The organism is Streptomyces sp. SD15 (genome assembly GCF_054462255.1).
The window spans coordinates 68,314-91,349 of record NZ_JBTLMO010000009.1 but is presented as its reverse complement, the minus strand read 5'-3'; the positions used below and the strand labels follow the sequence as shown (position 1 = coordinate 91,349).

Sequence of the window (23,036 nt, the reverse complement as noted above, 5' to 3'; positions counted from 1 at the left end):
CAGGGGCCGCCCCTTATCCGTTTATTCGCCGCGCCATGTGCGGCTCCGCGGCGCGGGCGCGACCGGGGCCGCACGTCTGGCGCCGGTAAGGGGCGCGGGGCTGTGACATGTGCGGCTCCGCCGCGCGGGCGCGACCAGCCACAACCAACCCGCAGTGACCCCCGATCCGCAGCCCCGCACAACCGGCGGAGCTATTTCGCCCGGTCGAAGTCGATCGCGCTGTACGCCCGCAGCTTGCTCAGCCGGTGCTCGGACGTGATCTGCCGAACCGTGCCGGACTTGGAGCGCATGACGATCGACTCGGTCGTCGCGGTCTCGGCGCGGTAGCGCACCCCGCGCAGCAGCTCGCCGTCCGTGATGCCGGTCGCGACGAAGAAGACATTCTCGCCGGAGACCAGATCGTTGGTGAACAGGACACGGTCGAGGTCGTGGCCCGCGTCGAGGGCGCGCTGCCGCTCCTCGTCGTCCTTGGGCCACAGCTTGCCCTGGATGGTGCCGCCCAGGCACTTCACGGCGCAGGCCGAGATGATGCCCTCGGGCGTACCGCCGATGCCCAGCAGCAGGTCGATGCCCGTGCCCTCGCGCAGCGCGAGGATCGAGCCCGCGACATCGCCGTCGGAGATCAGCTTGATCCGGGCGCCGGTCTCGCGGATCTCCTTGATGATGCCGTCGTGGCGCGGCCGGTCGAGGATGACGACGGTGACGTCCTCGGGGGTGACCCCCTTGGCCTTGGCGACCCGGCGGATGTTCACCGACACGGGCGCGTTGATGTCGACGAAGTCGGCGGCCTCCGGGCCGGTGACCAGCTTGTCCATGTAGAAGACCGCGGACGGGTCGAACATGGTGCCGCGGTCGGCGGCGGCCAGCACGGCGATCGCGTTGGTCATGCCCTTGGCGGTGAGCGTGGTCCCGTCGATCGGGTCGACGGCGATGTCGCACTCGGGACCGGTCCCGTCGCCGACGCGCTCTCCGTTGAAGAGCATCGGGGCCTCGTCCTTCTCGCCCTCACCGATGACGACGACGCCGTTCATCGAGACGGTGGAGACGAGGGTTCGCATGGCCCGGACGGCGGCGCCGTCGGCGCCGATCTTGTCGCCGCGGCCGACCCAGCGGCCCGCGGCCATGGCGGCGGCCTCGGTGACGCGGACCAGTTCCAGGGCGAGATTTCGGTCGGGGGCCTCGGAAGGGACCTCGAGTTCGGACGGCAGCTGATGATTCTCGGTCATCGAGACGCACCTTTCTGATACGACGACGGCCGGATGAGGGTGTCCCCCGACTCTATCCCCAGGCCGACAAAATGAGCAGGGGGCCCCACGGATGAGCAGGCCAGGGCACCTGCGACGATGGGGGAGTGGCAGGTACGACAGGCAAGCAGAAGACGGTCCGGGACATGCTCCTCTCCCTGGGCCTGATCACTCTCATGGCGGGCGTCATCTACATCTTCATCCCCCATGACGACTCAGAGCCTCCTCTCAAGCGCGTCGACTACCGTGTCGAGCTGCTCACGGCGCGTCGCGCGGCGTCGTATCCCGTGGCGGCACCCCAAGGGCTGCCCACGACGTGGAAGGCGACGTCGGTGCGGTACGACGGCACGGAGTTCGACACCTGGCATCTGGGCTTCCGCGCCCCCGACGGCCAGTACGTCGCGGTCGAGCAGTCGACTCAGAAGCCGACCGCCTTCATCGACTCGGCCAGCCAGGGCGCCGACGAGACGAAGGCCACCCAGCGGATCGGCGACCGGACGTGGCAGCGGTACGAGGGCGACAAATACGACGCCCTCGTCCTGAAGGACAAGGGCTCCACGACGGTGGTGACCGGCACGGCGTCGTTCGGGCAGTTGACGAAGATGGCCGAGGCGCTGAAGACGTCGTGAGTCTTTGGCAAGCATGAGAGAAGGGCCCCTGGCGATGGGCGGATCGCCGGGGGCCCTTCTCGTGCGTACGCGGGGATGCGTACGCGGGGATCAGACGGTCGTGATGACCTGGTCGAACTCCAGACGCGGGGAGCGCGGGAACCAGGCGTCCTCGCCCGGCTTGCCGATGTTGATGACCATCAGCGGGGTGTGGTCGTCGTCCAGGAACTCCTTCTGGACGCCGGCGAAGTCGAGGCCGGTCATCGGGCCGGCGGCGAGGCCGGCGGCGCGGACGCCGATGATGAAGTACGCGGCCTGCAGCGCGGCGTTCAGGGAAGCGGCACCCTCGCGGGCCGGGCGCTCGGCGAAGAAGACGTCCTTGGCCTGCGGGAAGTGCGGGAAGAGGGCCGGCAGCTCCTCGTGGAACTCGTTGTCCGCGGAGAGGATCGCGACCAGCGGGGCCGTGGAGGTCTTGGGCTGGTTGCCCTCGGCCATGTGCTGCACGAGGCGCTCGCGGGCCTCGGCGGAGCGGACCAGGGTGATGCGCAGCGGCGACTGGTTGAAGGCGGTCGGGCCGTACTTGACCAGGTCGTAGATCGCCTGCACCTGCTCGTCGGTCACCGGCTCGTCGGTGAACGTGTTCGCCGTGCGGGCCTCGCGGAACAGCAGGTCTTGGGCAGCGGGGTCAAGGACGAGAGACATGAAAGTACCTTCTCGGGATGTGCGGTGGATCCGGGGGGATCGGCTGGCATGGACGACAGTACGACAGTGAGGTTTAATGTTCAACCAAAACCCGGGCGACGTGATTCGCTTCACAGGGACGGGGATGGACGAAGCCGCCGGTGCTGTGAGCAGCAGTCCGGCGGCGGAGTGTCATCAGGGGCAGGGGCAGGGGCAGGGGCAGGGGTAGAGGTGGGGGCCGGGCCTCACTCGGAGTCGTCGTTCCCCTCGTCCGACTCCTCCTCGGCCAGCGCCGCGTCCAGCCGCGCCCGCGCGCCCTCCAGCCAGCGCCGGCACACCTTCGCCAGCTCCTCGCCCCGCTCCCAGAGCGCCAGGGACTCCTCGAGGGTCGTGCCGCCCGCCTCCAGCCGGCGTACCACCTCGATCAGTTCGTCCCGCGCCTGCTCGTAACCGAGCGCCTCGTCCACCTTGCTGGTCATGCGCCCACCCTATGCATCGACTCGTACTGTCCTGTGTCGTCCCGGGGCGGCCCCCGGATCACCGGCCGGATCCCGAGGCCGGGCCCGCGGGGCCGATCAGTCGCCCCGGACCACCGTGAACTCACCCTCGGCGACGCGCGCCCGCAGCGACTCGCCCTCCGCCACCTCGTCCGGGCCCCGGACCACATGCCCATCGGTCTTCTGCAGCACCGCGTAACCCCGCTGAAGGGTTGCGGCGGGGGAGAGGGCCACCACGCGCGCGCGGGTGTGAGTCAGCTCGGAGTCGGCGCGGTCGAGAAGGTGCCCGAGCGTGCGACGGCCGCGGTCCAGCAGCGACGCGACCTGGTCCGCGCGCTCGTCCACCATCCGATGCGGATCCTCTATCGAGGGGCGGGCCAGCGCATGCGCGAGCCCGCGCTCCTCGCGCTCGACGAACGCCCGGACGCTGCGTCGCGCGCGATCCCGCAGGAGTCGCACCCGCTCATACTCCTCGCCGACGTCCGGTACGACCTTCTTGGCGGCGTCGGTCGGCGTGGACGCGCGCAGATCGGCCACGAAGTCCAGCAGCGGGTTGTCGGGTTCGTGCCCGATGGCCGACACGACCGGCGTACGGCACGCCGCCACGGCCCGTACGAGCTGCTCGTCCGAGAACGGCAGCAGGTCCTCCACGCTGCCGCCGCCGCGCGCCACGATGATCACGTCCACGTCGTCGAGCGCGTCCAGCTCCTTCACGGCCTGCACGACCTGGGGCACCGCGTGTACGCCCTGAACCGGGACATTGCGCACCTCGAAGCGGACGGCGGGCCAGCGGTGCCGCGCGTTCTCCAGCACATCCCGCTCGGCCGCGGACGCCCGCCCGCACACCAGCCCGATGAGCTGCGGCAGGAAGGGCAGCGCCTTCTTGCGCTCGGGCGCGAACAGCCCCTCGCTCGCCAGGGACTTCTTCAACTGCTCCAGGCGGGCGAGCAGTTCGCCCACGCCCACCGGCTTGATCTCGGTGGCCCGCAGCGACAGCTGCCCCCGCGGCGCATACCACTCGGGCTTCGCGAGGACGACGACACGGGCCCCCTCGCTCACCACGTCCGCCACGGCTTCGAACACCTGCCGGAAGCAGGTGACGCTCACGGAGATGTCGTACGACGGATCGCGCAGCGTCAGGAAGACGACGCCCGCGCCCGGGCGCCGCGACAACTGGGTGATCTGCCCCTCGACCCACACCGCGCCGAGCCGGTCGATCCACCCCCCGATGAGCCGCGACACCTCGCCGACGGGCAGCGGGGCGTCCGCGGACGTGTTGAGAGCCATGCGCCCGAGAGTAGTGGCCGCCACTGACAATGCCCGCACCCCGTAACAGGCGGTGGGATGCGGATCAGCTCCCTGCCCCCTCCCTGCCCCCATTTCTCGACCAGTCTCTCCACGGAGGCGATCTTTGACCCGTCGAGCGCGGCCTTACGATGGTTGCCATGACTGCTTCGCCTGGCCGCCGTGTCCTGCTCGCCGCCCCTCGTGGCTACTGCGCGGGCGTGGACCGCGCCGTGATCGCCGTCGAGAAGGCCCTCGAGCAGTACGGGGCCCCCATCTACGTCCGCCACGAGATCGTCCACAACAAGTACGTCGTGCAGACCCTGGAGAAGAAGGGCGCCATCTTCGTCGAGCGGACGGCGGAGGTCCCCGAGGGGTCCATCGTCATGTTCTCGGCGCACGGCGTCGCCCCGGTCGTCCACGACGAGGCCGCGCGGGGCAAGCTCGCCACCATCGACGCGACCTGCCCGCTGGTCACCAAGGTCCACAAGGAAGCGGTCCGCTTCGCCAATGAGGACTTCGACATCCTCCTGATCGGGCACGAGGGCCACGAGGAGGTCATCGGCACCTCCGGCGAGGCGCCCGACCACATCACCCTCGTGGACGGTCCCTCGGACGTCGCCAAGGTCGAGGTCCGCGACCCGTCCAAGGTCGTCTGGCTCTCCCAGACCACGCTGTCGGTCGACGAGACGATGGAGACGGTCGACGCGCTGAAGGAGAAGTTCCCGCAGCTCATCTCCCCGCCCAGCGACGACATCTGCTACGCCACGCAGAACCGTCAGCTGGCGGTGAAGCAGATGGGCGAGGAAGCGGACCTGGTCATCGTGGTCGGCTCGAAGAACTCCTCCAACTCGGTGCGCCTGGTCGAGGTCGCCAAGCTCGCGGGCGCGCGTGACGCGTACCTCGTGGACTTCGCCGACGAGATCGAGGAGGGGTGGCTGGACGGTGTGACCACGGTCGGTGTCACCTCGGGCGCCTCCGTCCCGGAGGTCCTGGTCGAGCAGGTCCTGGAATGGCTCTCCGGTCGCGGCTTCGAGGACGTCGAGATCGTCAAGGCCGCCGAGGAGTCCATCACGTTCTCGCTGCCCAAGGAGCTGCGCCGCGACCTGCGTGCCGAGGCGGCGGCGCTGGTCGCGGAGCGCACCGGCAGCTCCGAGAAGTGACCGTCAGCCGTACGACGTAACGTGGGCCCATGCAGATCTTTGGCGTGGACATCGGCGGATCCGGGATCAAGGGCGCTCCTGTGGACCTGGAGCGCGGCGACCTGACGGAGGAGCGCTTCAAAGTGCTCACTCCGCATCCGGCGACACCGGACGCGGTGGCCGACGGAGTGAAGGAGGTCGTCGACCACTTCGGCTGGACGGGCCCCGTCGGCATCACCTTCCCCGGCGTGGTCACCGGCGGTGCCACCATCCGCACGGCCGCCAATGTCGACAAGAACTGGATCGACACCGACGCCCGCGCCCTGCTGAGCACCCGCCTCGGCGGCCTTCCGGTGACGGTGCTGAACGACGCGGACGCGGCGGGTGTCGCCGAGATGCAGGTCGGCGCGGGCCGCGACCGGCAGGGCACGGTCATCCTGCTCACCTTCGGTACGGGCATAGGCAGCGCCCTCTTCCACGACGGCGTCCTGGTGCCGAACACGGAGCTGGGCCACCTCGAGCTGGGCGGCCACGAGGCGGAGAAGCGCGCCTCCACCAAGGCCAAGGAGGACCACGAGCTCACCTGGGAGCACTGGGCGCGCCGGGTCACCAAATACCTCGCCCATGTGGAGATGCTCTTCTCGCCCGAGCTCTTCATCATCGGCGGTGGCGTCAGCCGCAAGGCCGACAGGTTCCTGCCGCTGATCGAGAACATCAAAGCGGATATCGTCCCGGCGCAGCTGCAGAACAACGCGGGGATCGTGGGAGCGGCGATGAGAGCGGCGAAGATCGAGTAGCGACGGGCTGCCCCGGTCCTCCGGGGCATGTCGCGAGCCGGACGATCCGGCCATCTGGCGGACCGGCCATCCGACTATCCGGCTATCCGGCGGACCGGGACGGGCGCGCGGTTGGGAGACTTCGCCGCGCGGCGGCGGCCTGTGCCCTCCGCCGGGCGGCCCGGCGGATCATCAGCCGCGCCTTCCGGACGGTCGAGATGACTCCCGCGACCAGTGTCCCCCCGTACAGCCACCCGGCCTGGGTGGCGAGCGCCGTGACGAGCCCCATCAGATGGTTGCCGAACCCCCCGCCCTCGTCGACGACGGGCAGCAGCCCGAACACGAAGGCGATCGGCACGATGACGGGCGCGGTGACCAGGTCACCCCGCCGTACCCACAGCGCGGTCAGCGCGCAGACGGGCAGGAACAGCACCCCGTACACCACCAGTGACGCCCCGAACAGCAGCTGGTCGAGGCAGCCGAGCGCGAACATCGACGCCCCGCAGAACAGGCCGCTGCCGAGTCCGGTGAGCCGGGGGTTCGGCAGCCGCCGTACCGGCTGGACGGGCACCGTCTCGGGCCGCCGCACGGCCGGCCCCCCCGTCCGTACGCCACCGGCCGCGGCCCGCCCGGCCTGGGCGGGAAGGGGCGCGCCGCGTCGCTGTCTGTACTGAGGGGGACGCGTCCTGGGTTGTTGCTCCACTGGACCAACTTAGGTCGGTTTATGTGTCCAATAGGCCCTCAGACACGCCGCGGGAGGGAGCTTGGCCAAGCGTTCGACAGGGCGCCGGTGCGGGAGCGCGCACGCCGTAGACTGGTGGATCGGCCCGCGCTCTCCGTAGGCCCTTCGCCCATCCTCACGTACGGGAAGTCGCAACGTGTCGCTCACGATCGGAATCGTCGGTCTGCCCAATGTCGGCAAGTCGACCCTGTTCAACGCCCTGACCAAGAACGACGTGCTCGCGGCCAACTACCCGTTCGCCACGATCGAGCCCAACGTGGGCGTGGTCGGCGTCCCGGACGCCCGGCTGACCAAGCTGGCGGAGATCTTCGGCTCGCAGAAGATCCTCCCGGCGACCGTCGACTTCGTCGACATCGCCGGCATCGTGAAGGGCGCCTCGGAGGGTGAGGGGCTGGGCAACAAGTTCCTCGCGAACATCCGCGAGTCCGACGCGATCTGCCAGGTCATCCGCGCCTTCAAGGACGAGAACGTCGTGCACGTCGACGGCAAGGTCTCGCCCAAGGACGACATCGAGACGATCAACACCGAGCTGATCCTCGCGGACCTCCAGACCATCGAGAAGGTCCTGCCGCGCCTCCAGAAGGAGTCGCGCATCAAGAAGGACATCGCGCCCAAGGTCGCCGCGGTCGAGGCGGCGAAGGAGATCCTGGAGAGGGGCGACACGCTCTTCTCCGTGGGCATCGTCCAGAACTCCGGCAACGAAGAGCTGCTGCACGACCTGCACCTCCTCACCACCAAGCCGTTCCTCTACGTCTTCAACGTCGACGAGGACGAACTGACCGACGACGCCTTCAAGGACGAGCAGCGAGCCCTGGTCGCCCCCGCCGAGGCGATCTTCCTCAACGCCAAGCTGGAGGCGGACCTCGCCGAGCTCGACGAGGAGGACGCCATGGAGCTCCTGGAGTCGGTGGGCGCCGAGGAGCCGGGCCTCACGACCCTGGCCCGCGTCGGCTTCAACACCCTCGGCCTGCAGACCTACCTGACGGCAGGCCCCAAGGAATCCCGCGCCTGGACCATCAAGAAGGGCGCCACCGCCCCCGAGGCCGCCGGAGTCATCCACACCGACTTCCAGAAGGGCTTCATCAAGGCGGAGGTCATCTCCTTCGCGGACCTCGTCGAAACCGGCTCGGTCCCCGAGGCCCGCGCCAAGGGCAAGGCCCGCATGGAGGGCAAGGACTATGTGATGCAGGACGGGGACGTGGTGGAGTTCCGGTTCAACGTGTAGCGGGTGACTTAGCACCACTTCGCTGATCTAGCAAACATACAGGTCAGAGAGGGTCCGACTCTTCGGGGTCGGGCCCTCAGTTTTCCCGTGCTGGGATGGTGCTGGGATAGCTGACCCCTCGTCATCTGTCATCACCCCTGCTCATCCCTACCGTGCTGGGATCGTGCTGGGAGGGGATGAGAACGCCCGTGCTGGGTTTCGGGCAGCGATCTCCCGATGCGACAGGCGGGCGGGTGGGGCTCCATCCGACGACTTCTTCACGACTCCGGGGCCCGTGCAGATTCGATCCGTGGCGCTTTTCCTACTCGTTTGACACACTCGAGGTATGGGTGAGACGACGTACAGCATCGGGGAAGGCCCGGCGACGCGGGTGAGCCTGTCGCTGCCGGAGGGGACCGCGGAGGCAATCCGGGCGCGGGTGGGCAAGCGGGAGTTCTCCGCGTTCATCGCTGAGGCGGTCGAGCGTGAGCTGCGTGGGCAGGTCCTGGACGAGTACTTGGCGGACTACGAGAGCCGCAAGGGGCCGGTTTCCGAGCCGGCTCGCCAGCGGGCGCGGCAGGTCTTCGACGAGGTGTTCGCCGAGGAGGCAGAGTGGCCCGCCGCAGGTTGAGTCACGAGGGGACGCTGGTCCTCGACAGCGAGGGACTCTCGAAGCTGCTCGCCGACGACGAGCAGGTGGTGGCTTTGATCGCTGAGGCGCGCTCGCGCGGCATGGAGGTCGTGATCAGTGCGCTCGCCATCATCGAAGCCGTCCACGCTCGTACGAACAAGTCCCGCCTGAACTGGGTGCTTTCCGGGCTGCGGGTCGTCCCAGTCGGCGACGAGGAGGCGAGGGCGGCCTCGAAGTTGCTGATGAATGCCGGGTTGCACGGACACAAGTACGCGATCGATGCGGCCGTCGCCGAGGCCGCGCTGCGACAGCACCGCCCCGTAGTCATGCTGACGTCCGATATTGACGACATGGCCAAGCTGTGCGGCGAGAGGGTCCGGCTCGTGGCGGTGTGACTTCTCCTGGTCCCCTTTCTGCCTTTCGACGGTTGGTCAGTGAGTGGCGGTGGAGCTACCGGCATTCGGCGGATCACCGGTTTCGGTAACCGGCGATCCGCCGCTATGTTGCTGCTCTTCCGTCTCTTGGTGAATTCCGTAGGTCGCGGACGGAGCCAAGACTCAGTAGGAGCGGGGCCCGTAGGGGCTCCAGTGGCGGAGGAAGGGCTTGAGGTCGTCGCCGCTGGGCTTCGGCGGCGTGGGCAGTTTCGGCGCTGAGACCGATTCGGTGAGGTGTTGGAGGTGCGCGTCCGCGAACACGAGCCACGCCTCGATCTCGGTCCGCTCCTGCCCGGGCGGCAGTGATGTGGCGTGGTCGCGTACTGCTGCGATGTATTCGGTCAGGCGGCTGGCTTGGTACCAGGCGTCTGCCTGTTCTCCGAGGTGCTTGACGCGGTAGGCGTGGGCGTAGGCGGCGCGGGCTTCCTGCATGGCGGCTTCCCAGCGCTTTTGCTGTACCTCTCTGGCTTGCTGGTCTGCAAGGCGTTTACGTTCCGCAGCTTCGCCGCGGAGGCCGACCTCTTGCACGATCTCGGCGAGTTGTTCTTCCAGAGGCCGGTCGGGGAGGTCGGTCCATTCGCTGGCGCGGTGCGGGCTGCCGCCGCGGAGCATGAAACGCAGGCGGCTGGAGGGGGTGTAGTCGAAGCGGGCGATGCGCATCCATGAGTACTTCTTGGCGTCGACGAGTTCCTTGTCCGTGGGGACGTGTTCGCTGCGGTCCTGTTCTTGAAGGACGAGGAATCCGACACTTTCGCCTTGGGCGGTGATGGTGAAGTGCGGTTGCGCCTTACGGCGCCGATGGGGCGGGGGCGCGCCTTGTGTGGTTCCGAGCGCGGCCTTGTGGCCTTGTGCTTCGGTGGCGGTGATGAGGGTCTGGATGATGCGCAGGGCTCGGCCCTGGAGGGGTTTGGTCAGGCCCATGGGCTGCGGCTGCTTTTGGAGGGCGGCCACGACGGCATGGGGTTTGGTGAGTCTGGCCGCCACATGGAGCGGGGTGAGTTCCGCGAGGCGCCAGGCAGGGATGTCGACCAGCTTGATCTCGTAGCCGCGGTGGGTGCGGTATCCGTAGAGTTCCTGCGTCTGGGGGATCTTGCCGGACTTGCGGGCGGCACTGACGCGTGACGCCCAATTCACCGCGTGCGGGCCGGATTCGATGGGCTTGATGAGACAGCCGTCGTTCGCAGCGGCCAGTTCTTCGAGTAGTTGGTCCGCGTAGTTCTTACGGGCCTTCGGCACGGCTCTGGGGCGCGGTAGTGCCGGTCTTCGGGCGGGCCGTTGTGGCGGTCGGGTGCTCTGCTCCACGGGGCGGATGCCGCGTTCGGTGAGATGCTGCCGCCCTTTCTCGGTGAGGTGGGCGCTCCAATGCCCGCGGCGTTTGGTGATTTTGATGAGCCCTCGGTTCTGCAGGGCCTGTCCGCTGGTCTTGTACGTACTGTCCGGCCAGACTCCGTCGGGACACCCTTGGCCCACCCAGTCGAGCACGGCCTGCTGCCGCTCGTTGAGGGCCTGTTCCATGTAGCCTCCCGCCGTTCCCTGGGTGCGCTGCCCTCGGCGACAATGCCCGCTGCCCCTGCGGGAATTCGCGGCTGCTGAGAGGACCCCTCGTTCGGATGAGAGGTACCGGAAGGCGCGCTAACGGCGAGAACAGTTCTTCTGGGACTGATGCGACCGTCTCCCGCGCTGGGAAGACTCGATAGAGGACCCCGGGATCAGCTATCGGCCGATCGGTCTGTCGTCGTCGGCCAGCCTCGCACGGCCCACAGACGGCCCGATCGAACCTCTCCCATGGGGCTCTGAGCGTGTTTTTCCCATGGCCATGGCCGTGCGGCATCATCACCTGTCATGGATCCCGCCGTCACAGCCGCGCTCATCACCACCCCCACCGCCATTTTGGCCGCCGCAGCGGCTTACGCCGCGGGGAGCGCCCAGGGGCGCGGGAGCGTGGACGCTGTCCGCCGCCAGCAACAGCGCGAGGTCTATGCCGCATTGCTCACAGCGGCCCGGCGGCACAAGGCGGACATTGCGGAGGCTCTCGCTCACGCCACGGAGATACAACTGGCGCGCGCTGCTGGCGAGCCGCTTAGCCCTGCAGAGGAGGAGCAGCGGCGCGAGGCGATCGCAGCCACCGCCCGAGCTAATCCTTTGGACGAACCAGCCGCCTTGGTGTTCCTTGAAGGACCTGACGAGCTCGCCTATGCCGCCCTCCTCATCGATCAACACGCCAAATCGACGCGCATGCTCCTGACAGCGACGCCGGAACATGCAGGCACCATGTCTCGAATCCATGGGCGGCCGATGACAGTTCACGACGAGTGTCGTCGGCTTGAAGGCGCCATCCACAGGTTCACGCTCGAAGCCCAAGCGCACCTGAACGGCACCGCATTACGGCATCGTCGACACCAGAGGCGGTTGATGCGCCGCCTCTGGCCTGTCGAACCTTGACCACGGAGATCACTGCGGCAGGAAGCCGGGTTTCTCCTGCCCAAGAGCATGGAGGCGCCCGAGGTAGTCCCGTGCCCCTGGTTCCGGCTGTATCGGCGCCTCATTTCGGCAGTGAGTTCGCGGCTGGTCATGATGAGCGGCACCGATTGCCGGTCGCCTTCGAGTGCAGGCACTCCCATGATGAGCGCCTGTTCCAAGTCGCCCTCACCCGCTGCCGCCACTCCGAGGGCGACGCGGGCTTCCGCGTTGCGCATCGGCGAGCGCTCGCTTCCGTCAAAGTCCGTACCTGCCCGGAGCTCCTCAGCGAGCGTGCGCGCGAGCTGGTCCTCACCGACCACCCGGTAGTAGTTCATCGAGTAGAAATCGAACTTGGCGGGGTCAACCACAAAGTGGTTATCCAAGTTTTCGGGGTGGGCACTGCTGCGGGTTGGGCGACACCTGATCTGGATCGCTGAGAGGTGGGCTGGAAGGATGTCGCAATGCCCAGCCGTATCCGAAGCGCACTCTGGCCGGGCGTCCCCCGGGGTGGTCGGTCGCCCAGGATGGGGATCGTCTCGGTTTCTGTATGTGCACCTGCGTTGCGGTTCCTCTGGTTTAGTTTTCGGTGGGTCACTCGCGGTGTTCAGGTGGAATCCGCCGAGGTCGATTCGATTGCCGCAGTAGCCGGCCAGTACGTTGATGGCGGCTTGCCAGGTGTGGGTGCGGCTGGTGGAGGTCGCCGCGCCGCGGGTGAACGACAAGCGCGTCGATGCCACCACCGGCGAGCGTAAGCGGATCTCCTCGAAGATTCTGCCGCTGAGGTGCCGCAAGTCGCCGAAGATCTCCGAGGTGCTGCCACTGCTTTATCTGCACGGCCTGTAGTCCGGGGACTTCGTGCCCGCGTTGGAGCAGTTCCTCGGCTGTCGTGGGGCGATGACCACGCTGCCTTCCAGACCCGCGACCTGTCGCCGGCCGACTACGTCTCCGTATGGGCCGATCGTGTGTGTTTCAAGGTCCGCCTGGACCAGGCGGACCTTGCGTGCTGGTGCTGATGCGCCTGGACGGCTCCAAGGACCTGATCGCGCTGGCCGAGGGCCTGCGCGAGTCGAGCGAGTCGTGGGCGGATGTGCTGCGGGACGTGCCCGCCCCGCGCCACATCCCGGCGGTAAGCGGCAGACCGACAGCGCCGTCAGCGGCCTCGGACCTGTTTGGCTACCCCAGTGGTGTTGTACCGGTACCGGGCCATCTCTTCGGTCACTCCGTAGTGTTCGGCGATCTGCGCCGGCCCCCACTGGCGGCGGACTGCGCCGAGCGGAACTCGGGTGTGGGGAGGAGCCAAACCGCGTGACTGGACACGGCAAGTAGCGGCTTCACGAGGTGTGGCAACAGCCGGAAGCCCTCGACGATGACACAAGGTTCCGGTGGCAGGCAAAGGAGGTCTTCGACGATCAGCCCAAAGCCCTCACCGCGAAACCAGTGGCAGGTCTCAAGCATGGTGTCCGGAGACCGGTTCACCCATCGCTCGTCCATATCCATGGCCATGAACTGGTGCAGGAACGGGGCCTCTTCGGGTGTGGTCCGGCGGGCGTGCTCCGACATCACGTCGTCGGTCGCGTAGAGGCGCCACCCGTACTGATCCGCCAAGCGGCGCGCAATCGTCGACTTGCCTGCACCGCTCCCGCCACCGATTTAGTAGACGTGCCGCAGCTGTTCACGCAGCGCTGCGGCGTCGGCAGCTGCTTCGTATCGTTCGGCCGAAAAGGAGGCCGCCCGACTTCGCTTGGAACAGAAGAAGGTCGCGCTGGAAGCCAAGCTGGACGAGCGCGGCAAGGCGTTGAAGCAGCGGCTCCAGCGCACCGCCGCCTGACGCTCAGGCGTCATCGCAGACACGGCCCAGGTCTTTGACCTGGGCCGTGTTGCTGTCGGCGAAGACCAGTCGTCACGCGCTCCGCGTCGGCCGGGGCCGGAGCCGACTGTGCGTCACACTCCCCGCCCGGATGCTGGAGGCGGGGAACGCAAGTGCCTTTCAGCTCCTCAGGCGCGAAGTCGAAGCCACTCCGGCAACTCCTGTGACTGGACACCGCGTCAGTAATTCCCCAGTAACGGCCCGATCGTAGCCTGCCCGGCCAAGCCAGTTCCGTGCTTCCGCTCTCGATATTTCGGTGGCTTCCGCGGAAACGGAGTACCGGCATTTCCTGGATCGGCCACTGAGGAGCTCTACAGATGCATTTGCCCCGTTCGTCCCTGCGGCGAGCGGCCACCGCCTTGGCAGCGGTTGCCGCCACCCTCGCCGGCGGGTTTGCCGCCCCGGCCGCGAACGCGGCACCCCGGCACCATGCGATCGTCGACCCGGGCCTCACCGCCGCCGTGGAAGCCGGTAAGGAGGCGACCTTCTTCGTCGTCCTCGACAGCCGCGCCGACCTGTCCGGTGCTCTTCGGCAGCGCGGTAAGGCGCGGAAGGCTGCCGTGTTCCAGGCGCTGCGCGCCGAGACCGCTCGGGACCAGAGCTCGCTGACCCGCTACCTGGACCAAGCGAAGATCGGCTACGAGTCGTTCTGGATTGCCAACGCCGTAGAGGTCACCGGCGACCGGGATCTGGTGGAGCGTCTCGCCGCCCGTCCCGACGTCGCCGCCCTGAAGCAGGAGCAGCACTACGCCATCGACACCGCCGCGATGGGCGCCGCCACCACGACCGAGACTGCGGACCCGGAGTGGGGCGTCAAGGACATCGGGGCCGACCAGGTCTGGTCTCAGTACGACGACCGTGGCGAGGGCGTCGTCGTCGCCAACATCGACTCGGGCGTGCAGTTCGACCACCCGGCCCTGAAGGGCAACTACCGGGGCAACCTCGGCGACGGCACCTACAGCCACGACTACAGCTGGTACGACGCGTCCGACCAGTGCCCCGACAGCAGCACTCCCTGCGACAACAACGGCCACGGCACCCACACCATGGGCACCATCGCCGGCGCGGGCGGCATCGGCGTCGCTCCCGGCGCGAAGTGGGTCGCCGTCAAGGGCTGCGAGGCCAGCTCCTGCTCGGACACCTCGCTGCTGAAGGCCGGCCAGTGGATCCTCGCGCCGACCGATCACAACGGGCAGAACCCGCGGCCCGATCTCGCCCCGGACATCGTCAACAACTCCTGGGGCGGCGGGAACACCACCTTCTACCAGGACATGATCGAGTCCTGGAACGCGGCGGGCATCTTCGAGGCGTTCGCCGCCGGCAACTCCGGCAACGGCACGAGCTGTTCGACCACCGAGGCGCCGGGTGCGCAGGCTCCGGCGTACGGGGTCGGCGCGTACGACGCGAACGGGGCCATTGCTCCCTTCTCCGGCTTCGGCCCCTCCCTCGTCGACGGTTCCATGAAGCCGAACATCGCCGCGCCCGGCGTCAACGTCCGCTCTTCCTGGCCGGGCAACGGCTACCGGGCGATCTCCGGTACGTCCATGGCGACCCCGCACGTCGCCGGCGCCGTCGCCCTGCTCTGGTCCGCGGCACCCTCCCTCGTCGGAGACATCGACGCCACCCGGGCCGCCCTGAACGACTCCGCGCGGGACGTGGACGACACCCACTGCGGCGGCACCGCCGACGCCAACAACGTCTGGGGCGAGGGCAAGCTCGATGCCTTCGCCGCTGTCGACAAGGCCCCGCACACCGCGGCCACCATCACCGGCACCGTCTCCGACCGCACCACCGGCGCGGGACTGGCCGCAATCACCGTCACCGCAACCGGCCAGGGCGGCCAGCGCACCGTGACCACGGATGCCTCGGGCGCCTACCGGCTGGTCCTGGCGGCCGGCACGTACACCGTCACCAGCGTCGGCTACGGCTACCGCACGGCCACGGAGAGTCTCACCGTCACCAACGGCCAAACCCTCTCCCACGACATCGCGCTGGACGCCGTTCCCCGGCACGCCGTGACCGGCACCGTGTACGACGTGACGGGCAAGCCGCTCGCCGGTGCGACCGTACGGATCGCCGAGGCGCCGCTCGCCCCGGTTGTGTCGGACGCCTCCGGCGCCTTCCGCTTCCCGGACGTCGCCGAAGGAGACTTCACCCTGGTCGCGACGCCGGCCGCGCCGGTGCTGTGCAACGGCACCTACCACAAGGCCCTGACCGTGGACGGCGCTGAGAGCCTGACCGTCCAGCTGCCCGCCCACAGCGACGCCTTCGGCAACAGCTGCCTGCCCGCCACATACTCCTGGGTCGGCGGCGCCACCAAGGTCGCCCTCTCCGGCGACGAGAACGCCAAGACGGTCGCCCTGCCGTTCCCGGTGACGTTCTACGGCGTCCCGTACAACCAGGCGAATGTCACGACCAACGGCCTGGTGAACTTCCTCGCCCCGCGGCTCGGCGACTACGCCAACACCGCTCTGCCGACGGCGGCGCAGCCCAACGGCATCCTCGCCGCCTACTGGGACGATCTCGTCCTCGACAAGAAGTCGGCCGTGAAGACCGCCACCACCGGCACGGCCGGACAGCGGAAGTTCGCGATCGTCTGGGAGAACGCGGCCTTCGCCGCCGATTCGGGCCGGCGCGTGACGTTCGAGGCGGTCTTCGAAGAGGCCACCGGGGCGATCCTCCTGCAGTACCAGTCCATCGACGGCGCCTCGGCGCTGGAGAAGGGCGGATCAGCGACCGTCGGCATCGAGAACCAGGCCGGCGTCGACGCCTTGCAGTACTCCTTCAACGAACCGGTCCTCACCGACGGTTCCGCCCTCCGCATTTTCCCCGAGGCGGCATGATGAAGAACCGATCCCGAGGCGCCGTGCGCCTCGCCTCCGCCCTGCTCGCGCCCCAACTCGTGCTTGCCGCGCTCCCCGCGATCGCCAACCCGGCGTACGCCGAGGACGGGTCGCAGGCGCGGGTCCTGACCGACGCCCAAGCCGCTGAACTCGAAAGTCGGTTCACGGCGGCCCCCTCTGCTCAGCAGGCGACCGAGCCGAGCGACACCGCCGAACCGCCGGCCGAGCAGCCGCAGGACGCGGCACCGGTCACCCTCACCGAGGCGTCCGCGCTGGAGACGTACCAGGGGAACGCCAAAACCGCCCAACTCGGCGGCGGCAAGGGCGACTTCCTCGCCGTGCACAGTCTCGGCCTGATCACCCGTTTCACGACGGGCGGCCAGACGGTGTGGAAGCGCGACAACGAGTCCCTCTACGCCGACTGGCGCGTCAAGCCGGTGCGGCCGTGGCAGAAGGAGCCGTACCCTGCCCATATCGCCGTCGGCTACGAGGCCAACAGCCCGTACGCGGATCTGGCCGACCGGGGCTTCGCGCAGGGGGACCTGACCGGCGACGGGGTGGCTGACGTCGTCTTCACCGCGAAGGTGGGCGCCAACCCGTATCGCCCGTTCACCTCCCCGGGCTCGTCCTTGACGACGGGTAGCTTCGTCACCGTCCTCGACGGGAAGACCGGGGCGACCCTGTGGTCGCAGATCTTCCCCGACGCCCAGCAGGTCGCCCTCGCCGGCAAGACCCTGCTCGTCGCCGACCAGCCGTCCAACAACTTCGGCGCCGACAAAACGTTGACGACGAAGCTGTACGGCTTCCGCTTCACGTTCGGGGACGGGCGACTGACCCCGGCGTCGACCTGGTCGTACGACACCGGCCAGCGCCACGGCCGGTGGGCCTCGGTCACCGCGCTCTCCGGCACCGCGGCGGCCCTCTCCTGGTACGTGCGGAAGACCGACACCGCCCCGGCCGCGAGCCAGACACTCGTGATCGACACGGCGAACGGCACGCCGCGTTGGCAGACCGCCGGCACGAGGTACGGGCGAGAGGCGGTCGTCGATGCGTCCCGGAACCGGCTCGTCGCCATCGAGCAGTCCGACTACACCGACGGGGTGCGGTACCAGCTGGTCGGCTACGACCTCGCCAACGGCGTCCGGACCGTGCTCGACGAGCGGGTCAACGCGGTCGGTACCGAGCTGGCGGTCGGCGAGCTGAAGGGCGGCGGCGGCGTCGAGTACGCGGTCGCCGAAGCCACCTTCGACGACGGCCTCTACGCCAACGCGGCGACGGTGCGCGGCCTGCGCGGTGACGGCGGGACGGAACTCTGGTCGTACACGGTGAAGCGGGACGAGTCGAACCAGCGGGACGGTGACAGCGTCCTCGGCCTGCGGATCGCGAACGGCAAGGCCATCGCCTCGTACGTGACGATGGCGGACAGGGACCGCGCCATCAACCCGGGGGGCCGCCGCTACGGCACGGTCACTGTGCTCAGCGGCACGGACGGTTCGGTGCGGTGGTCACAGAAGGGCGTGGTCGCCTCCCCGATCTACGCCGAGCCGTACCAGGCCGGCGACGACTGGCTGGTACGCACCATCGACAACGACCAGAACATCCACCTCTACCGGCTGGACAGCGGCAAGTCGGCGGGGCTCGTACCGCTCCCTGCCGACCTGTCGACCGGCGTTGCGTTCGATGTGAACGGAGACGGCCGCCAGGACCTGGTGGCCGGCGGCCAGTCCCGCGGCCTGTGGGCGTTCGACGGTCCGTCGCTGGCCGCGGGCAAGCCACGGGTGCTGTGGCAGGCCACCCTGCCCGGCGCCGTGTACGGCGACATCGTGCTGGGTGACACGGACGGTGACGGACGCCGCGACGACCTGGTGGTGGCCGCCGAGACCGCCGCGGTGATCGTCGACGCCACCACCGGCCGGGTCAGCGCGACCATCGACCAGCCGGGGCAGTTCGTCCGCTCGGTGACCGTGGCGGATCTGAACAGCGACGGCGCTGACGACGTGCTCGTTCCGACCGACGCCGTCCGCGCCTACCGGGGTAGTGGCCGCCAACTGTGGTCCTACGCTCCCCAGGGCACGGGGCCGGTTGCCTTCTCGGACCTGGCGGTGGCCGACGGCCGGGTGCTCGGTTCGTACCAGACGGCCTACCAGCGCGAGCCCGCCAAGGTCGAGGAACTGGCTCTGGATGCCCGGACCGGTACGGTCGCCTGGACCGGCAGCCCGGTGTGGACGGGTGGCGACCCGAAGATCTACGGTGCGCAGCTCTTCCACGGCGTGTACGCCTCGCCCGCGATCCCGTACGCGGACGGGCATGCGGCCGTGGCCACCTGGATCGTGCGCGATGACAACGGCTGGTGGCGGGAGTTCTTCGAGTTCCGCGACGTCCGCACGGGCAAGGTGGTGAAGACCGCGCTCGGTGGTGGATCCTTCACCCTCGGCAACTGGTTCACCGGCGACGAGGGCCTGATCCGCACCGGAACGGCATCACTGCAAACCTTCGGCACGGACGGCAACGACTATCTGATCTACACGGTGCCGCCCATCCACCGAGCCGGTTTCGCGACCGGTCCCGGTGGACGCCGACTGCTCGTCGGGGCCACGGAAGGCTCGGTGTACATCTGGGAGTCTTCCGTACTCAAGGGCGATCATTACCCGGATCACGAGGCCCGGCTGCAGCAGCGGTACGCGACCCAGAACGTGGTGATCGCGGACCTCACCGGTGACGGCGTGGACGAGATCGTCGGCCTGCACAACGAAAACCTCGCGCAGGACCGGATGGCCGAACTGTCCGGCAGCCGGTACGACATGGGGGTCGACAACCGGATTCATGGAATGGTGACGGGCGTTGTGACCAATTCCTGACTTGACACCGCTGATGGGGGCTCCCGCTATTGTGGGGCCCCCATCAGCGTAGGGAGATCCAGGTGCTGCGGCTGCACCTCCTCGGCGGGTTCCGGGTTTACCGGAACGACGGGCCACCGCTCGCGGAGCGGTGGCCCCGGCCGAGCGCCCGGACGCTGCTCAAGCTGCTCGCAGTCGCCCCGGACCATCGCCTCCATCGCGAGGAAGCGATGGAGATCTGCTGGCCGGACGCCGATGCCCAGGCAGCGCTGCGCAGCCTGCGGGTGGCGCTGCACGCCGCCCGCCGGGCCGTCGAACCGGAACTCGCGCCCCGGGCCACGTCGTCCTACCTGATCGGCGAGGGGGCGCTGCTGCGGCTGGATCCGCACACCGTGTGGATCGACGCCGACGAAGCCGAACGGCTCGCGGAGGCAGCGCTGGCGCACGGCGGCCGAGCAGAACTGATGGCCGCGCTCGACGCGTTCACCGGCGAGCTTCTTCCCGAGGACCTGTACGCGCCGTGGTCGCAGGCCCGCCGGGAACGACTGGCCGCGCTGCGGGAAAAGACCCTCCTCGCACTGGCCGCCGCCCATCTTTCGGCGGGTGCCACCGAGGAAGCGGTGGAGGCAGCCGAGCAGGTCCTGGCGGCCTCACCCGCCGAGGAGTACGCCCACCGCGTCTTGATCGAGGCGTTCCTCCGGCAGGGGCTCCGACGCCGGGCCGTGCACCAGTACCACCTGTGCCGGAAGGCGCTGGACGCGGAGATCGGGGTGCGGCCGGGCGCCGAGACGGAAGCGCTGCACCGCACAGCCCTCGCCGCGCCCACCTCGGCCGCCCGGTCGACCCAGCCTGCGCTGCCGGCGGCGGTGCGGCTACCACCCGCCTCGCCCCTGCGCGGCCGGGATGACCTGCTGGCTGAGCTGCTGGAGGTCGACAACACACCCATCCTCCTCGTCACCGGCGAGGCTGGGCTCGGCAAGACGCGCCTCGTCGCCGAGGCGGCCCGTCGGGCCGCCCAAAAGGGGGCGGTCGTGCTGTGGGGCGCCGGCCACGACGCGGAAGGGCATCGGCCGTACGGTCCGTTCGCGGAGGCGGTTGAGGGCTGGCTGGCGGACCGCTCCGTCGAGGAGCGCGCCAGCATGGGCGCGGAGTATCCGGAACTGGCCGGGCTCCTGCCGTTGGGGAGGGTGGAGCCGAGGTCGTGGCGAAGCCCCGAGGAGGAGCGGGACCGCCTGTTCCAGGCAGCGGCCGCGCTGTTCGGGGAACTGGCGGCGGAGCGGCCGGTCATAGTGGTGCTGGACGACCTCCAAGCCGCGGACGCGGGCTCGTTCCAGCTCCTCAGCTACCTCGCACGGCGGGCCCGGGGCAACGGAATCGGTTGGCGGTTTCTCGCCACGCTGCGCCCCGAGGAACTGCCTGGCTCCGATCCCCGGCGGCACACGTTGGACGTGCTGGTCCGCCAGTCGCTCGCCCGGGCTGTCGAACCACCTCGTCTGCCCCGGGAGGCGTGTATCGAGCTGGCGGCCGACGCGCTGGGCTCCTCCGCCGCAGCCGTACCCGAACGGGTGTGGGAACTGTCCCTGGGTAATCCGCTCTTCGCCCTCGAACTGGCGCGTGCGCTGCGGGACGGGGTCGTGGGCGTTTCGGGAGCACCCGAGGGTATCCGACAGGTGGTCGCCCAGCGGCTCGGACGACTCGACCCGGCAGCCCGTCGAGTGGTGGACATGGTCGCGGTGGCGGGTCAGGACGCGGCACTCGCCGAGGTCCTGGACGTCGCCCGGCGCTGCGGGCAGCCACCGCTGTCGGCGGCCGAGGTGACGGAGGCAGTGGAGGCCGCTGTCGCCGCCTCCGTGCTGGAGGAGCGGCCGGCGGCCGTCGAGGGCCGTCCGGTGCCCGGGCTTGCCTTCCGCCATCCCCTGGTCCGGATGACCTGCTACGAGATGCTGTCGGCGGCCCGGCGGCGGCTGCTGCACTCGGCGTACGCGGAGGCGGTGCTCCGGCGCCGGCCGGACGCCGTGGACACGCTCGCCGCCCAGTTGACGCGCGCTGACGACCCGCGCGCCACCGGGTATCTGAGGCGGGCAGCGGAACGCGCGGCGGCCCATCACGCGAACGACACCGCGGACCGCTACTACGCGGAGCTCACCGGCCGGCTCGACGCGCTGGTCGCCGAATCGGCGCGCGCTCGGATGGACCACAGCGCCGTGCTGCGCCGGATGGGTCGATTCGAGGACGCGGCACGGCTGCTCGGCGAGGCTCTGGCGGAGATGGAGCGCCATGGCGACCGGGACGGACGGGTTCTCGCCGCAGCCCGGCTCGCCGAACTCACGGCGAAGACCCGGAGCACCGACGAGGGTTTCCGGCTGCTCGACGCCTGTCCGCCCGCTCCCGACACACCGGCGGCGACGGCGAGCACCCACCATCTGGCCAGGGCTGTGCTCTGCTTCGTCGCCGGCCAGTACGAGGAGGGGGCGGCGGCCGCGTGGGCGGCGGAGACCGCAGCCGAGGCGGTGGAGGGCCCGGAGCGCAGAGGGCTGCTCGCCCGGGCGCTGGCGATGCGTGCGACGTCCCTGGGCTCGGCCGGTCGTTTCGGGGAGACGGGCCCGGTCGCTGAACGCGCACTACCGCACGCGAAGGCGTACGGAGATCCGCAGATACTCGCCTTGGTCCTCTCCGTCCTACGGGAAACCGCTCTTCGGGCGGGGCGGTTGCCTGAGGCCATCGAAACGGGTCGGCGGGCGTTGGACCTCGCCGAGCGGTCCGGCGATCCGACGGCGACCGTCTTCGAGCGGGCGAACCTGGCCAAACTCCATCTGCTGGTGGAGGAGACAGCCGAGGCCCGGGACCTGGCGGAGGCCGCGGTGCGGGAGACGCGGCCAGGCCTCGACTGGTGCGTGCCCTACGCTCTGGCAGCCCTCGCCCGGGTACGGATTCGCACGGGAGAGCCGGGTGCGGGCGCACTGCTGGACGAAGCCGAGCACGCGGCGCGCGCGCAGGGGGACATGCAGGCCCAGCACGAGGTGCGGTCGGTGCGGGCCGAGCTGGAGTTGCAGGAGGGGCGCCCGGAGGAGGCGTTGGCGCTCCTCGCAGACCGAAAGATGAGGCCGGCGCACCTGATGGCACGCGCGTGGCTGGCATGCGGGCGCGTCGAGGAGGCCGTCGAGGCGGCGGCGGCAGAGGTGGAACGCGCCGAGCGGGCCGGCGAGCGGCTTGCGGAGACGGATGCGCGGACGGTGCATGCCGCCGCCTTGGCGGAACTGGGCCGCGAGCGGGATGCGGCGGAAGCATTCCGACGGGCGGCCGCCTTGGCGGAATCCCTTCCCTACCCGGCGGGCTCCCGCCGCCTGGCGTTGGCCCGCCACCGATGCGCGGCGGGGCCTCACTGACCGACACCGCGCGCCCGCATGCCCGATCTTGTTCGCCACGGCGGTCCTTTCCGCGGTGACGTACCGCCGGTGAGCGTCACGGCCCGAGAATCGCGGTCCGCATCGGATGGAGTCGGCATCAAGCTGCGCCCCGGCCGTTCCGCCCCCGCGCCCTTCGACGCAGCGCCCCAGCCCTCGAAGGAGGCGAGCCCGAGTGCCTGCACGCAAGCTGCGTAGGGGTGCACGAGGGGCGTCTGAGCTGCATGGTGCTGGGAGATGGGGCTCCCGTGCTGGGATCGTGCTGGGATGGCTGTCGAGAATCGCGTTTCCGCCGGTGAGAGCGCTGTAGTGCACATAGGTTCAACGTCGAGCCGCTTCCGGCAGGAGGTCCGGCTTCATCCGGGTGCGCCGGCAGGTCAGC

Annotated in this window: 17 protein-coding genes and 1 pseudogene; 11 read left to right on the top strand and 7 right to left on the bottom strand. The window is 69.4% G+C overall.

Going from position 1 to position 23,036, the window contains the following annotated elements; genetic code table 11:
* Nucleotides 1-191 precede the first annotated feature (191 nt).
* Nucleotides 192-1,226 carry a class II fructose-bisphosphatase gene (gene glpX / locus ACX28W_RS11585; RefSeq protein ID WP_458998807.1) on the bottom strand — a complete coding sequence of 345 codons (1,035 nt, stop codon included), beginning with the start codon at nt 1,224-1,226 and terminating at the stop codon, nt 192-194.
* Nucleotides 1,227-1,351: 125 nt separating this feature from the next.
* Between glpX and ACX28W_RS11580 the strand changes: the two genes are divergently transcribed.
* Nucleotides 1,352-1,873 (top strand): DUF4245 domain-containing protein, encoded by a 522-nt coding sequence (locus tag ACX28W_RS11580; RefSeq protein WP_458998806.1) that lies wholly within the window; start codon nt 1,352-1,354, stop codon nt 1,871-1,873.
* Between the two features lie 90 nt (nt 1,874-1,963).
* Here ACX28W_RS11580 and ACX28W_RS11575 read toward each other — a convergent pair whose 3' ends face one another.
* The 3 genes from ACX28W_RS11575 to xseA all read right to left on the bottom strand — a co-directional run bounded on the left by ACX28W_RS11575 (nt 1,964) and on the right by xseA (nt 4,317).
* Nucleotides 1,964-2,554, bottom strand: a complete 591-nt coding sequence (locus ACX28W_RS11575) for a malonic semialdehyde reductase (RefSeq protein ID WP_458998805.1) — start codon at nt 2,552-2,554, stop codon at nt 1,964-1,966.
* Between the two features lie 224 nt (nt 2,555-2,778).
* The gene (locus tag ACX28W_RS11570; RefSeq protein ID WP_458998804.1) at nt 2,779-3,012 is read right to left on the bottom strand and encodes an exodeoxyribonuclease VII small subunit; all 234 of its coding nucleotides are present in this window, start codon (nt 3,010-3,012) and stop codon (nt 2,779-2,781) included.
* Between the two features lie 96 nt (nt 3,013-3,108).
* Nucleotides 3,109-4,317, bottom strand: a complete 1,209-nt coding sequence (xseA, locus tag ACX28W_RS11565; RefSeq protein ID WP_458998803.1) for an exodeoxyribonuclease VII large subunit — start codon at nt 4,315-4,317, stop codon at nt 3,109-3,111.
* 149 nt (nt 4,318-4,466) lie between these two features.
* On the opposite strand from xseA, the gene ACX28W_RS11560 reads away from it, so the two are divergent.
* On the top strand, nt 4,467-5,477 hold the full coding sequence (locus ACX28W_RS11560; protein WP_458998802.1) for a 4-hydroxy-3-methylbut-2-enyl diphosphate reductase: 1,011 nt from the start codon (nt 4,467-4,469) through the stop codon (nt 5,475-5,477).
* A 29-nt stretch (nt 5,478-5,506) separates the two neighbouring features.
* Nucleotides 5,507-6,253 (top strand): polyphosphate--glucose phosphotransferase, encoded by a 747-nt coding sequence (gene ppgK / locus ACX28W_RS11555; RefSeq protein ID WP_458998801.1) that lies wholly within the window; start codon nt 5,507-5,509, stop codon nt 6,251-6,253.
* An 82-nt stretch (nt 6,254-6,335) separates the two neighbouring features.
* Here the strand turns inward: ppgK and ACX28W_RS11550 are convergent, their stop codons facing one another.
* Entirely contained in the window at nt 6,336-6,935 is a 600-nt protein-coding gene (locus tag ACX28W_RS11550) for a DUF6542 domain-containing protein (protein ID WP_458998800.1), read from the bottom strand.
* 175 nt (nt 6,936-7,110) lie between these two features.
* Here ACX28W_RS11550 and ychF point away from each other — a divergent pair, with 175 nt between their 5' ends.
* The 3 genes from ychF (at nt 7,111) to ACX28W_RS11535 (ending at nt 9,204) form a co-directional block, all read left to right on the top strand.
* The gene (gene ychF, locus ACX28W_RS11545; RefSeq protein WP_458998799.1) at nt 7,111-8,199 is read left to right on the top strand and encodes a redox-regulated ATPase YchF; all 1,089 of its coding nucleotides are present in this window, start codon (nt 7,111-7,113) and stop codon (nt 8,197-8,199) included.
* 325 nt (nt 8,200-8,524) lie between these two features.
* Nucleotides 8,525-8,809 carry a hypothetical protein gene (locus tag ACX28W_RS11540; protein ID WP_093721254.1) on the top strand — a complete coding sequence of 95 codons (285 nt, stop codon included), beginning with the start codon at nt 8,525-8,527 and terminating at the stop codon, nt 8,807-8,809.
* A complete protein-coding gene (locus tag ACX28W_RS11535) occupies nt 8,791-9,204 on the top strand; it encodes a DNA-binding protein (RefSeq protein ID WP_232026479.1) in 414 nt (137 codons plus the stop codon). Before ACX28W_RS11540 ends, ACX28W_RS11535 begins: the two co-directional genes overlap by 19 nt.
* A 162-nt stretch (nt 9,205-9,366) precedes the next feature.
* On the opposite strand, the gene ACX28W_RS11530 is transcribed toward ACX28W_RS11535, so the two are convergent.
* A complete protein-coding gene (locus ACX28W_RS11530) occupies nt 9,367-10,758 on the bottom strand; it encodes a hypothetical protein (RefSeq protein ID WP_458998798.1) in 1,392 nt (463 codons plus the stop codon).
* Between the two features lie 327 nt (nt 10,759-11,085).
* On the opposite strand from ACX28W_RS11530, the gene ACX28W_RS11525 reads away from it, so the two are divergent.
* Together ACX28W_RS11525 and ACX28W_RS11520 are read left to right on the top strand one after the other, a co-directional pair.
* Nucleotides 11,086-11,685, top strand: a complete 600-nt coding sequence (locus ACX28W_RS11525; protein ID WP_458998797.1) for a hypothetical protein — start codon at nt 11,086-11,088, stop codon at nt 11,683-11,685.
* Between the two features lie 708 nt (nt 11,686-12,393).
* A pseudogene (locus ACX28W_RS11520) lies at nt 12,394-12,799 on the top strand (transposase); the annotation flags it as partial.
* A 119-nt stretch (nt 12,800-12,918) separates the two neighbouring features.
* Here ACX28W_RS11520 and ACX28W_RS11515 read toward each other — a convergent pair.
* Nucleotides 12,919-13,353 carry a shikimate kinase gene (locus tag ACX28W_RS11515; RefSeq protein WP_458998914.1) on the bottom strand — a complete coding sequence of 145 codons (435 nt, stop codon included), beginning with the start codon at nt 13,351-13,353 and terminating at the stop codon, nt 12,919-12,921.
* Nucleotides 13,354-13,887: 534 nt separating this feature from the next.
* Here ACX28W_RS11515 and ACX28W_RS11510 point away from each other — a divergent pair.
* The 3 genes from ACX28W_RS11510 (at nt 13,888) to ACX28W_RS11500 (ending at nt 22,636) form a co-directional block, all read left to right on the top strand.
* Nucleotides 13,888-16,413, top strand: a complete 2,526-nt coding sequence (locus ACX28W_RS11510) for a S8 family serine peptidase (RefSeq protein WP_458998796.1) — start codon at nt 13,888-13,890, stop codon at nt 16,411-16,413.
* Nucleotides 16,410-19,271 (top strand): PQQ-binding-like beta-propeller repeat protein, encoded by a 2,862-nt coding sequence (locus tag ACX28W_RS11505; RefSeq protein ID WP_458998795.1) that lies wholly within the window; start codon nt 16,410-16,412, stop codon nt 19,269-19,271. Before ACX28W_RS11510 ends, ACX28W_RS11505 begins: the two co-directional genes overlap by 4 nt.
* 62 nt (nt 19,272-19,333) lie before the next feature.
* Nucleotides 19,334-22,636, top strand: coding sequence for an ATP-binding protein (locus ACX28W_RS11500; RefSeq protein ID WP_458998794.1), 3,303 nt, complete (start codon nt 19,334-19,336; stop codon nt 22,634-22,636).
* The last annotated feature ends 400 nt before the right edge of the window (nt 22,637-23,036 follow it).

Excerpts from the sequence above, each read along its gene's own strand:
- glpX (WP_458998807.1), bottom strand. The coding sequence starts at position 1,226 with ATGACCGAGAATCATCAGCTGCCGTCCGAACTCGAGGTCCCTTCCGAG.
- ACX28W_RS11575 (WP_458998805.1), bottom strand. The coding sequence starts at position 2,554 with ATGTCTCTCGTCCTTGACCCCGCTGCCCAAGACCTGCTGTTCCGCGAG.
- ACX28W_RS11570 (WP_458998804.1), bottom strand. The coding sequence starts at position 3,012 with ATGACCAGCAAGGTGGACGAGGCGCTCGGTTACGAGCAGGCGCGGGAC.
- xseA (WP_458998803.1), bottom strand. The coding sequence starts at position 4,317 with ATGGCTCTCAACACGTCCGCGGACGCCCCGCTGCCCGTCGGCGAGGTG.
- ACX28W_RS11560 (WP_458998802.1), top strand. The coding sequence starts at position 4,467 with ATGGTTGCCATGACTGCTTCGCCTGGCCGCCGTGTCCTGCTCGCCGCC.
- ppgK (WP_458998801.1), top strand. The coding sequence starts at position 5,507 with ATGCAGATCTTTGGCGTGGACATCGGCGGATCCGGGATCAAGGGCGCT.
- ACX28W_RS11540 (WP_093721254.1), top strand. The coding sequence starts at position 8,525 with ATGGGTGAGACGACGTACAGCATCGGGGAAGGCCCGGCGACGCGGGTG.
- ACX28W_RS11530 (WP_458998798.1), bottom strand. The coding sequence starts at position 10,758 with ATGGAACAGGCCCTCAACGAGCGGCAGCAGGCCGTGCTCGACTGGGTG.
- ACX28W_RS11525 (WP_458998797.1), top strand. The coding sequence starts at position 11,086 with ATGGATCCCGCCGTCACAGCCGCGCTCATCACCACCCCCACCGCCATT.
- ACX28W_RS11510 (WP_458998796.1), top strand. The coding sequence starts at position 13,888 with ATGCATTTGCCCCGTTCGTCCCTGCGGCGAGCGGCCACCGCCTTGGCA.
- ACX28W_RS11505 (WP_458998795.1), top strand. The coding sequence starts at position 16,410 with ATGATGAAGAACCGATCCCGAGGCGCCGTGCGCCTCGCCTCCGCCCTG.